The sequence below is a fragment of the Pseudoalteromonas sp. GCY genome (assembly GCF_016695175.1).
GTDB lineage: Bacteria > Pseudomonadota > Gammaproteobacteria > Enterobacterales > Alteromonadaceae > Pseudoalteromonas.
Map to the genome: position 1 here is coordinate 1,999,530 of NZ_CP068023.1, position 13,841 is coordinate 2,013,370.

The window sequence follows — 13,841 nt, forward strand, 5'->3', positions numbered from 1 at the left end:
ATACTTTTCAGCAAAAATAAAAAAAAATTCTAACTGATTTTTTTCTACACAAATTCGTATCTATTATAGCAAAAACACAATATATGGTGTTTTATTTTTTTATCGACACTAAATATGCGATAACGTGTCTAATGGGTTAGTAAGATAGAGATCCGCATGCCAAGACTTAGCTTCAGCTTCAGATGGAATGAATCCCCACATTGCTGCTGCACTAATCATTTTTGCGGATTTTGCAGCAATAATGTCTCGCTCGGCATCTCCAACATAAATACACTGCTCAGGTAAAACCCCCAATTTTGACGCCACTAACAGTAAAGGCTCAGGATGAGGTTTGGCCACCGCCAGTGTATCTCCGCATACGACTGTCTCGATCTTTGCAAGTTCAGGGATCTGTTTTAGTAGCGGAAGTGTTAAAAACTCAGGTTTGTTTGTCATGATCCCAACCTGAATCTCTTTTTCTAAAAGTACCGCTAATAACTCACCAATTTGCGCAAAGCATTGGGAATGTACAGATAAATTCGCCAGGTAGTAGTCGAGTACACCCTGACGTAAGACTTGGATGTCGTAGTGCTTTAATGACTCACCAAATCCTACCTGCAACATCGCTGCTACGCCGTTTGAAATCGCACTACTATATACCTGTTTGCCGACAGTAGGCATTTTATTAGCAGTTAAAACGTAGTTTAGTGCAGCTCCCAAGTCATCACTGGTATCCAGCAAGGTGCCGTCTAAATCAAATAGTACCGCTTGGATCATGCCAGCTTCTCAAAGTGTAGAATGTAGTTAACTGAAACGTCTTTAGTTAAGGTAAATGTTTTGCCGATAGGGTTGTAGTTAATCCCTGTCGCCGCTCTAACTTTGAGGTCGTACTTTTCAGCCCAGTCTATTAAGGTCGAAGGGCGAATAAACTTATCATGCTCATGCGTGCCTTCAGGAACCATTTTAAGCAGTTTTTCTGCGGCGACGATAGCCAGTAAATACGCTTTTGTAGTTTTATTTAAGGTAGAAAAAAATACATGACCGCCGGGCTTAACTAGCTGTGAGACAGAACGAATAATGGATTCTGGGTCTGGTACGTGTTCTAACATTTCCATGCAAGTTACTACATCGAATTCACCTTGGTGCAAGGCTGCGAATTCTTCCGCTGGCACTTTTTGATAGTCTACGTTAACACCGACCTCTAATGAGTGAAGCTTTGCGACGTTAAGCGGCTCTTGACCCATATCGATACCGGTTGCATTTGCACCTAGCTTAGCCATGCTTTCTGTTAAAATCCCACCACCACAACCGACATCCAATACTGTTTTTGCAAATAGGCCTTCACATTTATCGTTAATAAAGTCCAACCTCAACGGGTTAATGTCGTGCAATGGTTTAAATTCTCCCTCTCTGTCCCACCAGCGCTCTGCTATTTCTTCAAATTTGGCGATTTCATTAGGGTCTACATTTTGATGTTCGGTCATAAAAAACTTCCTCGTCGAATTGAGCGCATTATAAAGGGGATTAGATAAAAATAGCACCTGTAAAACGGTAAAAAGTGTGTTAGCATGCTTGACGAATTTTATAATAAACAAAGCCCCCGCTGATACTCTGAGGCAATTCGGCTATTTTTTGAAGCGCGTTTAATTGGCGCTTCAGCAGAAAAAGCAATTTGATATTCAGATAGCATCTCAACACAAGTTGTAGTGTGACACAAAAGGGGTGGACACTGAAGGAAAGTGGAGTCAAATGTCTGATCTCGCCAATGAAATCCTGCCAGTCAATATCGAAGATGAATTAAAAAATTCATACCTAGATTATGCAATGAGTGTAATCGTAGGTCGTGCATTACCTGACGTACGTGACGGCCTAAAGCCTGTTCACCGTCGTGTATTGTTCGCGATGAATGAACTTAAAAATGACTGGAACAAACCTTATAAAAAGTCAGCTCGTGTAGTTGGTGACGTAATCGGTAAATATCACCCGCATGGTGATAGTGCGGTTTACGATACTATTGTACGTATGGCTCAGCCTTTCTCTCTACGCTATATGCTCGTAGATGGACAAGGTAACTTTGGTTCTGTCGATGGTGACTCTGCAGCTGCGATGCGTTATACCGAAGTACGTATGGCGAAAGTCGCTCACGAGTTACTTGCTGACCTTGAAAAAGAAACCGTTGATTATGTACCAAACTACGATGGTACAGAGCAAATTCCAGATGTGTTACCAACTAAAGTGCCTAACTTATTGGTGAATGGTTCATCTGGTATCGCGGTTGGTATGGCGACCAATATTCCACCTCACAACTTAACTGAGGTGATCAATGGCTGTTTGGCTGTGATCCAAAATCCAGACATCACCATTGAAGAGTTAATCGACTATATTCCGGGTCCTGATTTCCCGACTGCCGCCATCATTAGCGGTAAAAACGGCATTGAACAAGCCTATAAAACAGGCCGTGGTAAGATCTATATCCGCGCGAAAGCTGAAATCGAAGTCGATGAAAAAACAAACAAAGAAACTATCATCGTTCATGAAATTCCTTATCAGGTTAACAAAGCAAGACTAATCGAAAAGATTGCAGAGCTTGTTAAAGACAAAAAGGTTGAAGGGATCAGTGCACTACGCGACGAGTCGGATAAAGACGGTATGCGTATTGTTATTGAAATCAAACGCGGTGAAGTAGGTGAGGTTGTACTAAACAACCTATACGCACAAACACAACTACAAACTGTGTTTGGCATTAATATGGTTGCACTAGACAACAACCAGCCTAAGTGTTTCAACCTGAAAGAAATGCTTGATGCGTTTATTATTCACCGTCGTGAAGTCGTAACGCGTCGTACTGTATTTGACCTTCGTAAGGCTAGAGACAGAGCGCATACGCTTGAAGGCCTCGCAATTGCGCTAGCCAACATTGACCCGATCATTGAGCTTATTCGTAAGTCACCAACACCAGCGGAAGCGAAAGCGGCGCTAACTGCGCGAGCTTGGGATCTTGGTAACGTTAAATCAATGCTTGAGCGTACTGGCGAAGAAAATGTTGCACGTCCAGATTGGTTAGCGGAAGAATTAGGGATCCGTGATGGTCAGTACTATTTGTCTGAGCAACAAGCCCAAGCAATCCTAGACTTAAGACTACACAAATTAACGGGTCTTGAGCACGAGAAAATTCTAGCAGAATACAAAGAACTACTCGATCTTATCGCTGAACTACTGTACATCCTTTCTACTCCAGAGCGTTTGATGGAAGTGATCCGCGATGAGTTAGTTGAAATCAAAGAAACGTATGGTGATGAGCGTCGCACAGAGATCACTGCTGCTGCGCACGATATCAGTTTAGAAGATTTGATCAACGAAGAAGACGTTGTAGTTACGCTTTCTCACGAAGGCTATGTGAAGTATCAACCTCTTAGCGATTACGAAGCTCAGCGTCGTGGTGGTAAAGGGCGATCTGCAACTAAGATGAAAGATGAAGACTTTATCGAACGTCTACTCGTTGCAAATACTCACGATACAATTCTTTGTTTCTCCACTTCTGGCCGCTTGTATTGGTTGAAAGTTTACCAGCTGCCGCTTGCATCACGTGCTGCGCGCGGAAAGCCAATTGTCAACTTGTTACCACTCGAAGCTGATGAGCGTATTACGACAATTTTACCGGTTCGTGAATACGAAGAAGATAAGTTTATCGTCATGGCGACGGCAAGTGGTATCGTTAAGAAAACACCTTTGACTGCATACAGCCGTCAGCGTGCAAGTGGTATTATTGCTATTAACTTGAACGAAGGCGATAGCCTGATCGGTGCTAACATCACCACAGGTGAAAATGACATTATGCTATTTACTGAGCATGGTAAAGTTGTACGCTTTAACGAGAAGCAGCGAGATTCAGAAACAGGTGAAGTGAAGTGTGATCCTGAAACTGGCGAAGAAATGTTGGCTTTACGTCCGATGGGCCGTACAGCAACAGGTGTTCGTGGTATCAAGATGCCAGATGACGTGAAAGTGGTATCACTAATCGTACCACAAGGCGATGGTGCAATCTTGACCGTAACTGAAAATGGTTATGGTAAGCGTACACCACTTGCAGAGTACCCAGCGAAGAGCCGTGCAACACAAGGTGTTGTGTCAATCAAAGTAACAGAAAGAAATGGCTCTGTGGTTGGCGCGGTTCAAGTTGATGACAACGATGAAATCATGTTGATCTCAAACCGCGGTACGCTAGTTAGAACGCGTGTAAATGAAGTTTCTACGGTAGGCCGTAACACCCAAGGTGTTATTCTGATCCGTACGATGGAAGAAGAAAAGGTCGTTGGCCTTCAACGCATCGAAGAAATTGAAGTGGAAGCGTTGCCTGAAGGTGACGTTGCAGAGCTTGAAGGTGAAGCAACACCTGCTGCGGAACCTGACGCAGAGGAATAAAAAATCCTACCCAAAAAAAAGCGACTTCGGTCGCTTCAGACTGTTGAAAAAGGGCTGGACACAGATCTAGCCCTTTGATCTAATAAGCGTAGTGAGTTTAGGGAGTTCACCATGCTTAAAGACAAAACCCCTCAGCAATATGAACTAGAAATGGTCGCTATCGACCAATTGGTTCCAAAAGACCATTTAGTTCGCCTGATTGACCTTGCGATTGATTTCGAATTCATCCGCGATGAAGTCACCCATCTCTACTGTAAAAACAATGGTCGCCCAGCGGTTGACCCAGTGCGAATGTTCAAGATTTTATTTCTTGGATACCTGTTTGGCATTCAAAGCGAGCGTCGCTTGATTAAGGAAATCCAAGTCAATGTCGCATATCGTTGGTTTTTAGGTATGGGACTAGCTGAAGATGTCATCCACCACTCGACGCTAAGCCAAAACCGCATAAAGCGCTTTAAAGACAGCAACATTTATCAATCCATCTTCGATAACATTGTCCGCCAAGCGATGAAGCAAAAACTCATAGGTGGCTATAGCTTATTTGCTGACAGTACACACCTCAAAGCCAATGCCAATAAAAAGCGCTATGACATAGAAGACTTAAAAGTCAGTCCTTCAGTGTATGTAGAGCAATTGAACGAAGCGGTACTGCAAGACCGGGAGGATGAAGGAAAAAAGCCCCTGAAGTGTAAGGAAGAAACACCTTGCACAAAACCAACCAAAGTCAGCCGCACCGACCCAGATAGCGGGTTTATGGTACGGGATGAAAAGCCAAAAGGGTTCTTCTATCTAGACCATCGAATTGTGGATGGTAAACACGGCATTATTGTTGACACACACGCCACCGCAGGCAATGTCCATGACTCACAACCTATTATCTGTCGACTCGACAGAGCGCTCGATACCTTTGAGATAAACCCTATCGCGGTTGGGCTAGATGCAGGCTATTTTACCGCCGCGGTATGCCACAATCTGGAAGAAAGGCAATTAGTTGGCGTGCTGGGATACCGAAGACCAAATAAAAAGAAAGGCTACTTCGCCAAACGTGAGTATCAATATCAAGCCGATACAGATACTTACCTGTGCCCGCAAGGTGAAACTCTAATCTACAAAACAACAAGCCGAACAGGCTATCGTCACTATCATTCCGACTCAAGAAAATGTGGACGCTGTCCAGTCAGAAATCAATGCACAGCCAGTAAAAATCAAACCAAAGTTATAACGCGGCATGTTTGGCAATCAAGCGTAGAAAACGCCAATGCGATTAGGCTGAGCGACTGGGGTAAAAAGCTCTATCGACGACGAGCCGAAACGGTGGAAAGAAGCTTCGCTGATGCGAAACAACATCATGGACATCGCTACTGCAGATATAGAGGCCTGCCAAAAGTGACCGCGCAGTGCTTGTTAGCAGCGGCATGTCAAAATATGAAGAAAATGGCGCTCATGGCTGCACACTAGCAAAAAACCTCGAAAACTCCCCCCTAAAAGCCCTCAAAACGACCTTGGACACACCAAATCATAATAATTAGCCTAGCCAACACAAAAAAACCAACGCTGAAACTTACGGCAGAGAAAACTGCTCCAACAACTGGGAAAAATAAACCCCGCTTAAAAAAGCGGGGTTTATCATCAATCTGAAGCGACTTCGGTCGCTTTTTTTCTTTCTGTCAATTTTTTCAATCTGTTCCTCTATGACAAGAGCCAGAAGCCTGATAAATTAAGGCGACCAACAATCCGACGTTTTAGTCGGGCAGCCCACTGTTCATCCAAAAAGTCATGAGAATAACGCTATTCTTTGGATGATCTAGATTATTTGGAATGAGGAAAAATATGACGGTTTATAATTTTTGCGCGGGTCCTGCGATGTTACCTGTTGAAGTTATGAAAAAAGCGCAAAAAGAATTTCTAGATTGGCAAAATCTTGGTGTTTCAGTGATGGAAGTGAGCCATCGCTCGGCACCGTATCTCGAAATGGCAAAGCAATGCGAAGCAAGCTTACGTCGTTTGATGAACATCTCTGATGAATTTGAAGTCTTGTTTATGCATGGTGGTGGTCGAGGTCACTTTGCTGCTGTGCCGCTAAACCTACATGTAGATGGTGTACCTGGCGTATATATCGAAAACGGTATCTGGTCTACTGGCGCGACGAAAGAAGGTGAAAAATTCACGCAAACGCATGCAATTAATATTCGTACTGACGAAAATGGTCAATTCGACATTTTACCTGTCTCCGAGTGGAAGTTACCAGAAAACGCTTCATATATTCACTATTGTCCAAACGAAACCATCGACGGTATCGAGATATTTGACGTTCCAAAGCATGCAACCGCGCCAATTGTAGCGGACATGTCTTCCAATATTTTATCTCGTGAAATTAACGTCGATGACTTTGATTTGATCTATGCTGGTGCGCAAAAAAATATCGGTCCTTCGGGCCTCAGTATCGCCATTGTACGTAAGGCTTTATTGAAGCGTGAAGGGCTGCCAAGACCTGCCATCCTTGATTACGCCATTGAGGCTGATCAGCAAAGCATGTACAACACACCACCAACATTTGCATGGTATCTTGCGTTTGAGGTGTTCAAGTATCTCGAAAGCATTGGTGGTGTTAAAGCCATGGAAGCGCACAATCAAGAAAAAGCAGCCATTTTATACGATTATATTGATGGCTCTGACTTCTATTCAAACAAAGTTGCAAAACATTGTCGCTCATTGATGAATGTACCATTTTGGTTAAATGATGACAGCCTAAATGCTAAATTCTTGGCAGAGGCAGAACAAAACGGTTTAATTGCACTTGAAGGCCACCGTTTTGTTGGCGGTATGCGAGCTAGTATATACAACGCCATGCCAATTGAAGGGATCAAAGCGTTAGTTGCATTTATGGATAAATTCGCACGGGAGAACAGTTGATGGAACAATTGACCCTCAAGCCTATTACTAAAGTCAGTGGCAGTGTGACGCTACCTGGCTCTAAAAGCTTATCAAATCGTATTTTGTTGCTTGCAGCGTTGTGCGAAGGCACGACAAAAGTGACGAATTTATTGGATAGCGATGACATCCGCCATATGTTAGGCGCATTGTCTCAGTTAGGCGTTGAAGTAACGTTAGAAGACGATAATACGGTGGCACTGGTCAAAGGAAATGGTGGCACCTTTAACACCCCTGTTGAGCCGCTATTTTTAGGCAATGCGGGTACAGCATATCGACCATTAACTGCAGTGCTTGCAGCTATACCCGGTGATTATGAACTGATTGGTGAGCCACGAATGGAAGAGCGCCCAATTGGCCATCTTGTTGATGCCATGCAAACGCTTGGTGCAGATATTCAATATCTCAAAAATAAAGACTACCCGCCGTTAAAAATTGCAGGTAAGCAACTTGCTGGTGGTGAAGTTGAGATTGATGGCAGTATCTCAAGCCAATTCTTAACTGCATTATTGATGGCAGCACCGCTTTTTAGTGGCGATACGAATATTGCGATTAAAGGTGAACTGGTTTCAAAGCCTTATATTGATATTACCATTGGCGTGATGGCGCACTTTGGGGTGCATGTCGAAAACCACGATTACCAGCATTTTGTGGTAAAAGCAGGCCAGCAGTATCAATCTCCTGGAACACTTATGGTCGAAGGGGATGCCTCGTCAGCCTCTTATTTCATCGCAGCAGCTGCAATTGCAGGTGGTGAAATTGAGATAAAGGGAGTGGGTAAACAAAGTGTGCAAGGTGATATCGGCTTTGCCAAAGTGATGGAACAAGTCGGTGCAAACATTGATTGGCATGATGAGCGTATCGTTGTCCGAAAAGGTGAGCTAAATGGTGTGGACATTGACGCCAATGCTATCCCCGATGCGGCGATGACGCTTGCAACCGTAGCGCTATTCGCAAAAGGTAAAACGGCAATTCGTAATATCTACAATTGGCGCGTGAAAGAAACCGATAGGCTAGCTGCCATGGCGACTGAACTTAAAAAAGTAGGCGCAGAAGTGGTAGAAGGGCACGACTTTATCGAAGTTACGCCACCGGCCAATTTTAATTTCACGGATGTAGATACATATAATGACCACCGTATTGCGATGTGTTTTTCGATGGTAGCAGTGGGCGGTCAAGCGATCACGATTAACGACCCTAAATGTACGGCAAAAACTTTCCCAACCTATTTTTCAGTGTTAGAAAGCATTAGTCAGTATTAATTTCATCAAAGGTGTTGAAGATATTCAGCACCTTAAAATCTTCTCTAAAATAGTCATCATAACAAAGTCAAATACGCGCATATTTGACTGAATTTTATCCAGCCAAAGCCAGTCAGCACCTGACATTTAGTGCCTTTCACTGTACTAATAATTTGAGATATAACAAAAAATGACAGGTAAATAAGGATATATTCAGCAAATTGACGTATACTATGCGCCGTCAAATTCAGGTGAGCATTTTTAGGAGGTCTAAATGCAGGCAGCTATGCCAGTTATCACCGTAGACGGCCCAAGTGGTTCAGGCAAAGGAACTGTTTGTCGCTTGTTAGCTGAAACATTAAATTGGGAAGTGTTGGATAGCGGTGCGATTTATCGCGTGCTTTCGTTAGCAGCATTACACCACCAAATTGCAACTGATAACGAAGAGGGGTTGGTCCCACTCGCTGCCAATTTGGATGTACAATTTTCTATCGATAAAGAAACTAAAAAAAGCAAAATTGTACTTGAAGGTGAAGATGTTACTAACACCATTCGCAATGAAGAAGTCGGCGCAGCAGCGTCAAAAATTGCGGCGCTACCTCGAGTGAGAGAAGCATTATTACGACGTCAGCGCGCTTTTAGAACTGAAGTTGGCTTAATTGCAGATGGACGTGATATGGGAACGGTGGTGTTCCCTGATGCTGAACTTAAAATTTATTTGACTGCAAGTGCAGAAGAACGTGCTCGCAGGCGATTTGTTGAGTTGAATGAGAAAGGCCATGATGTTACACTAAGTGGTCTGTTAGAAGACATTAAAGCTCGCGATGATCGCGATATGAATCGCAAGGTTGCCCCATTAGTTCCTGCTAGCGATGCGATAGTTGTTGATACAACTGAGCATAATGCTGAGCAAGTGTTCAAACAGGTTATGTCTTTTATTCAAGACGCCATTGTGGCAGGTAAACTTCCAAAAAGTTGTTTACCTAAGTAATTTTTTAATGACACAGGCAGGAAGCTAGTGTTTATTTAACAACCCCATGCAGCATGGTTGCTAATTGGTAATTTAACTTTATAGAGACGTATTTAGTATGTCAGAAAATTTTGCGCAGTTATTTGAAGAAAGCCTACAGGGTTTTGAAGTTGAGCAAGGCTCAATCGTTAAAGGTACAGTAATCGCTATCGAGAACAACGTTGTTCTTGTTGATGCTGGCCTTAAGTCTGAAAGTGCAATCCCTGCAGAGCAATTCAAAAATGCTGCTGGTGAACTAGAAGTTGCTGTTGGCGACGAAGTTGATGTAGCACTTGACGCTATCGAAGACGGTTTCGGTGAGACTATCCTTTCTCGTGAGAAAGCGAAGCGTCACGAAGCTTGGATCCGTCTAGAGAAAGCATGTGAAGAGCACGAAACTGTTGTTGGTATGATCAACGGTAAAGTTAAAGGCGGTTTCACAGTTGAAGTTGATTCAATCCGTGCATTCCTACCTGGTTCACTTGTTGATGTACGTCCAGTTCGCGATACAGCTCACCTTGAAGGTAAAGAGCTTGAGTTCAAAGTTATCAAGCTAGACCAGAAGCGCAACAACGTTGTTGTTTCACGTCGTGCTGTTATCGAATCTGAGAACTCACAAGAGCGTGAAGAGCTTCTTCAAAACCTTGTTGAAGGTCAAGAAGTTAAGGGTATCGTTAAGAACCTTACAGACTACGGTGCATTCGTAGACTTAGGTGGTGTTGACGGTCTTCTACACATCACTGACATGGCTTGGAAGCGTGTTAAGCACCCTTCAGAGATCGTGAACGTAGGTGACGAAATCAACGTTAAAGTTCTTAAGTTCGACAAAGAGAAGACTCGTGTTTCTCTAGGTCTTAAGCAACTTGGCGAAGATCCTTGGGCTGCTATCGCTGGTCGTTACCCAGAAGGTGCTAAGCTTACTGGTCGTGTAACTAACCTAACTGACTACGGCTGTTTCGTTGAAATCGAAGAAGGCGTTGAAGGTCTAGTACACGTTTCAGAAATGGATTGGACTAATAAGAACATCCACCCTTCAAAAGTAGTTTCACTAGGTGATACTGTTGAAGTTATGGTTCTTGAAATCGACGAAGAGCGTCGTCGTATTTCTCTAGGTCTTAAGCAGTGTAAAGCTAACCCTTGGCAAGAATTTGCTCGTCTTAACAACAAAGGCGACCAAGTTTCTGGTAAGATCAAGTCTATCACTGACTTTGGTATCTTCATCGGTCTTGACGGCGGTATCGACGGTCTTGTACACCTATCTGACATCTCTTGGAACACTCCAGGTGAAGAAGCTGTACGTGAGTACAAGAAAGGTGACGAAATCACAGCTATCGTTCTACAAGTTGACCCAGAGCGTGAGCGTATCTCTCTAGGCGTTAAGCAAATCGACGCTGATCCATTCACTAACTACCTAGACGCCAACAAAAAAGGTGCTATTGTTAAAGGTAAAGTGACTGAAGTTGATGCTAAAGGCGCAACTGTTGAGCTAATCGAAGGCGTTGAAGGTTACATCCGTGTAGCTGACATCGCGCAAGAGCGTGTTGAAGACGCGACTGCTGCTGTTTCTGAAGGCGACGAAATCGAAGCTAAATTTGTAGGTGTTGATCGTAAGAACCGTACTATCAGCCTATCAGTTAAAGCTATCTACGAAGCTGAAGAAAAAGAAGTACTAGAGAAGCTTAAGAAAGATGAGCCTGCGTTCGAAAACGCAATGGCTGCAGCTTTCAAAAATGCTCAAAAAGACTAATTAATCAGTCTTTAAACTAGGAAGGGCGCTTAGCCCTTCCTTTTACACTAAAGGAAACATTATGACAAAGTCTGAATTGATAGAACAACTTGCACTGCAGCACGCTCACGTTCCTGTTAAAGATGTAGAGAATGCGGTAAAAGAAATCCTTGAACAAATGGCTGGCTCATTATCAGACTCGGAACGTATCGAAATCCGTGGTTTTGGTAGTTTCTCGCTTCACTTCCGTTCTCCTCGCACTGGTCGTAATCCTAAGACGGGCGAAACAGTAGAATTGGATGGTAAATACGTACCACACTTTAAGCCAGGCAAAGAGCTGCGCGATAGAGTAAACGAAAGCTTAAATAATTAAGTCTAACGGAGCTAAACTTGGTTGCAGTATTGAAAAAGGGATTAGCTGTTGTTGCCATACTGATTGCATTTCTAGTTGGAACACAAAATCCACAAGTTGTTAATGTCAATTTTGTAATTGCAAGTGCAGAGTTACCACTCGCAACCTTAATGAGTATTTGCTTAGCTCTTGGGATAATTATTGGTTTACTTGTAACAGCATCGGTTTTATCTAAGCTTAAATGGCAAAATCATCGCCTAAAAAAAAGTAATAGTAAGCTTAGTCAAGCAGCCGAACGCTAGTTATGATCGAGCTGCTGTTTTTATTACTACCTGTAGCCGCCGCTTACGGTTATGTTATGGGTAAAAATAGTGCTAAGAATCAAGCCCTAGAGCAAAGTAGACAAATTACCTCTGAATACAGTAAAGGCCTAAAATTCCTGCTAGATAGGGAAGAAGATCAGGGTCTTGAACACCTCACCAAATTACTTGAAGTCTCAGCAGACTCCGTCGACCATTATTTAACACTTGCATCGCTCTTTAGAAAGCGGGGAGAGTTAGATAGAGCGATAAAAATTCATGAGCTACTACTTAAACAACCTAATCTAGATGAAGAAGTGGTGAAGTCCTGTCGCCTAGAGCTTGCTCAAGATTACATTTTAGCTGGTCTATTGGATAGCGCTGAAGAACACTTAGTCATTCTTGTAAAACTTGGGTTTAAAGATGCACTCGATCCAATTTTAAACCTATACTCTCAAACTAGAGATTGGCGAAAAGGTGTTCATATGTATGAAGCGCATCCTGAGCTTTTTAAAAAGTCGTCTCATTGCGCCACTATTGCAAACTTCTATTGTGAAGCTGCAAATCAAGAAAAGAACCCGAGCCTATTCGAAAAAGCGACATCGCTCGCGCATGAAACAGTAAGACCCTTGTACGAGATGGGCAAAGATGCATACAAACATGATGATTACGTGAAGTGTATATATTATTGGCGAAAGCTCGTGAGTCAATTTGTATATATGGCACCGCTAGTAATAGAAGACCTCGAATCCTGTTATGTTCAATTAAACATTCACGATCAATTCTTTGAATTAGTCTCAGAGTTATTAGAAAAAGGAGGCGTGCTGATCAGAATTAAGTTTTGCCAAGGGTTAGTCCAAAAAGGTCATATTTCTGAGGCAATAGAGTTTCTAACTGATAGTTTAAAGCGTGAACCATCAATTAGGGGCTTTAGTTATTTGCTGCAACTCATTAGCGGCAAAGATGCTAAAATAGACCACGTACTACAAGAAATAGATAAATTGGTGAAGTCTTATATTGCAACTAAGCCAAACTATCAATGTGGTCACTGTGGGTTTACAAGTCATACTATGTATTGGTTATGTCCCTCCTGCAAACATTGGGAGTCACTTGCTCCAAGCCGTGGGTTAGACGGTTTTTAAGTTTTTAATTTGGCCAAATAGGGTAACTATGTCGACACAAGATTTAAAAAAGGTTTTGATTGCGCTTGATTATGATAATGAAGAAGCTGCATTATCATTTGTTTCTCAGCTTTCACCTGACGAATGCCGATTGAAAGTAGGTAAAGAGATGTTTACCTATTTTGGCCCTCAGTTTGTAAAAAAACTGGTAGATATGAATTTTGATGTATTCTTAGACCTAAAATTTCATGATATTCCAAACACAGTTGCAAAAGCTGTAATTGCCGCAGCTGAACTTGGTGTGTGGATGGTAAATGTTCACGCCAGCGGCGGTCATGAAATGATGTCAAAAGCAAAAGAAGCGTTGGTAGCTTACGGCGATAAAGCGCCGCTACTTATTGCTGTGACCGTACTAACGAGTATGGATCAAGGTCAGCTATTAAAGCTTGGAATTGAAAAGACACCTCAAGAGCAAGTGCTATATCTTGCAAAATTAGCAAAAGAATCAGGCCTAGATGGCGTAGTTTGCTCTGCGCAAGAAGCCGAACTTTTAAAAGCTCAACTCGGTGAAGAATTTAAGCTTGTGACACCGGGTATTCGACCAGCAGGTGCTGATGCTGGCGATCAAAAACGTATTATGACTCCTGAAAAAGCAGTGAAGGCGGGTAGTGATTATCTAGTGATAGGGCGCCCAATTACTAAAGCCGAAGATCCTGCTGCTACGCTTAAGGCGATTAACAATAGCATAGCCGAAATTTAAA

The 13,841-nt window shown here is 42.8% G+C and carries 12 protein-coding genes; 10 read left to right on the top strand and 2 right to left on the bottom strand.

Annotated features, from left to right (window positions below; translation table 11 throughout):
* Positions 1-108 precede the first annotated feature (108 nt).
* On the bottom strand, positions 109-756 hold the full coding sequence (locus tag JJQ94_RS14085; protein WP_099031925.1) for an HAD family hydrolase: 648 nt from the start codon (positions 754-756) through the stop codon (positions 109-111).
* Entirely contained in the window at positions 753-1,463 is a 711-nt protein-coding gene (gene ubiG, locus JJQ94_RS14090) for a bifunctional 2-polyprenyl-6-hydroxyphenol methylase/3-demethylubiquinol 3-O-methyltransferase UbiG (RefSeq protein ID WP_099031926.1), read from the bottom strand. The genes JJQ94_RS14085 and ubiG overlap by 4 nt, the downstream gene beginning before the upstream one ends.
* 265 nt (positions 1,464-1,728) lie before the next feature.
* On the opposite strand from ubiG, the gene gyrA reads away from it, so the two are divergent.
* From gyrA to pyrF, 10 genes are all read left to right on the top strand, one after another.
* On the top strand, positions 1,729-4,401 hold the full coding sequence (gene gyrA / locus JJQ94_RS14095) for a DNA gyrase subunit A (RefSeq protein WP_099031927.1): 2,673 nt from the start codon (positions 1,729-1,731) through the stop codon (positions 4,399-4,401).
* A gap of 111 nt (positions 4,402-4,512) precedes the next feature.
* A complete protein-coding gene (locus JJQ94_RS14100) occupies positions 4,513-5,859 on the top strand; it encodes an IS1182 family transposase (protein ID WP_099032057.1) in 1,347 nt (448 codons plus the stop codon).
* A 372-nt stretch (positions 5,860-6,231) separates the two neighbouring features.
* Positions 6,232-7,314: a 3-phosphoserine/phosphohydroxythreonine transaminase gene (serC, locus tag JJQ94_RS14105; protein WP_099031731.1), complete on the top strand. Its 1,083-nt coding sequence runs from the start codon at positions 6,232-6,234 to the stop codon at positions 7,312-7,314.
* The gene (gene aroA, locus JJQ94_RS14110) at positions 7,314-8,594 is read left to right on the top strand and encodes a 3-phosphoshikimate 1-carboxyvinyltransferase (protein WP_099031732.1); all 1,281 of its coding nucleotides are present in this window, start codon (positions 7,314-7,316) and stop codon (positions 8,592-8,594) included. The genes serC and aroA overlap by 1 nt, the downstream gene beginning before the upstream one ends.
* 253 nt (positions 8,595-8,847) lie before the next feature.
* Positions 8,848-9,564 (top strand): (d)CMP kinase, encoded by a 717-nt coding sequence (gene cmk, locus JJQ94_RS14115; protein ID WP_017217320.1) that lies wholly within the window; start codon positions 8,848-8,850, stop codon positions 9,562-9,564.
* Positions 9,565-9,661: 97 nt separating this feature from the next.
* Positions 9,662-11,329 carry a 30S ribosomal protein S1 gene (gene rpsA / locus JJQ94_RS14120; protein WP_017217321.1) on the top strand — a complete coding sequence of 556 codons (1,668 nt, stop codon included), beginning with the start codon at positions 9,662-9,664 and terminating at the stop codon, positions 11,327-11,329.
* 61 nt (positions 11,330-11,390) lie between these two features.
* Positions 11,391-11,681, top strand: coding sequence for an integration host factor subunit beta (gene ihfB, locus JJQ94_RS14125; protein WP_010377033.1), 291 nt, complete (start codon positions 11,391-11,393; stop codon positions 11,679-11,681).
* Between the two features lie 17 nt (positions 11,682-11,698).
* Positions 11,699-11,962 carry a lipopolysaccharide assembly protein LapA domain-containing protein gene (locus JJQ94_RS14130; protein ID WP_010377035.1) on the top strand — a complete coding sequence of 88 codons (264 nt, stop codon included), beginning with the start codon at positions 11,699-11,701 and terminating at the stop codon, positions 11,960-11,962.
* Positions 11,963-11,964: 2 nt separating this feature from the next.
* The gene (locus JJQ94_RS14135; protein WP_099031733.1) at positions 11,965-13,101 is read left to right on the top strand and encodes a lipopolysaccharide assembly protein LapB; all 1,137 of its coding nucleotides are present in this window, start codon (positions 11,965-11,967) and stop codon (positions 13,099-13,101) included.
* 28 nt (positions 13,102-13,129) lie between these two features.
* Entirely contained in the window at positions 13,130-13,840 is a 711-nt protein-coding gene (gene pyrF, locus JJQ94_RS14140; protein ID WP_099031734.1) for an orotidine-5'-phosphate decarboxylase, read from the top strand.
* Position 13,841 lies beyond the last annotated feature (1 nt).

Bases quoted from the DNA above. Each gene is read 5' to 3' on its own strand.
- JJQ94_RS14085 (WP_099031925.1), bottom strand. From the start codon at position 756: ATGATCCAAGCGGTACTATTTGATTTAGACGGCACCTTGCTGGATACC.
- pyrF (WP_099031734.1), top strand. From the start codon at position 13,130: ATGTCGACACAAGATTTAAAAAAGGTTTTGATTGCGCTTGATTATGAT.
- JJQ94_RS14135 (WP_099031733.1), top strand. From the start codon at position 11,965: ATGATCGAGCTGCTGTTTTTATTACTACCTGTAGCCGCCGCTTACGGT.
- JJQ94_RS14100 (WP_099032057.1), top strand. From the start codon at position 4,513: ATGCTTAAAGACAAAACCCCTCAGCAATATGAACTAGAAATGGTCGCT.
- serC (WP_099031731.1), top strand. From the start codon at position 6,232: ATGACGGTTTATAATTTTTGCGCGGGTCCTGCGATGTTACCTGTTGAA.
- cmk (WP_017217320.1), top strand. From the start codon at position 8,848: ATGCAGGCAGCTATGCCAGTTATCACCGTAGACGGCCCAAGTGGTTCA.
- ubiG (WP_099031926.1), bottom strand. From the start codon at position 1,463: ATGACCGAACATCAAAATGTAGACCCTAATGAAATCGCCAAATTTGAA.
- aroA (WP_099031732.1), top strand. From the start codon at position 7,314: ATGGAACAATTGACCCTCAAGCCTATTACTAAAGTCAGTGGCAGTGTG.
- rpsA (WP_017217321.1), top strand. From the start codon at position 9,662: ATGTCAGAAAATTTTGCGCAGTTATTTGAAGAAAGCCTACAGGGTTTT.
- ihfB (WP_010377033.1), top strand. From the start codon at position 11,391: ATGACAAAGTCTGAATTGATAGAACAACTTGCACTGCAGCACGCTCAC.
- gyrA (WP_099031927.1), top strand. From the start codon at position 1,729: ATGTCTGATCTCGCCAATGAAATCCTGCCAGTCAATATCGAAGATGAA.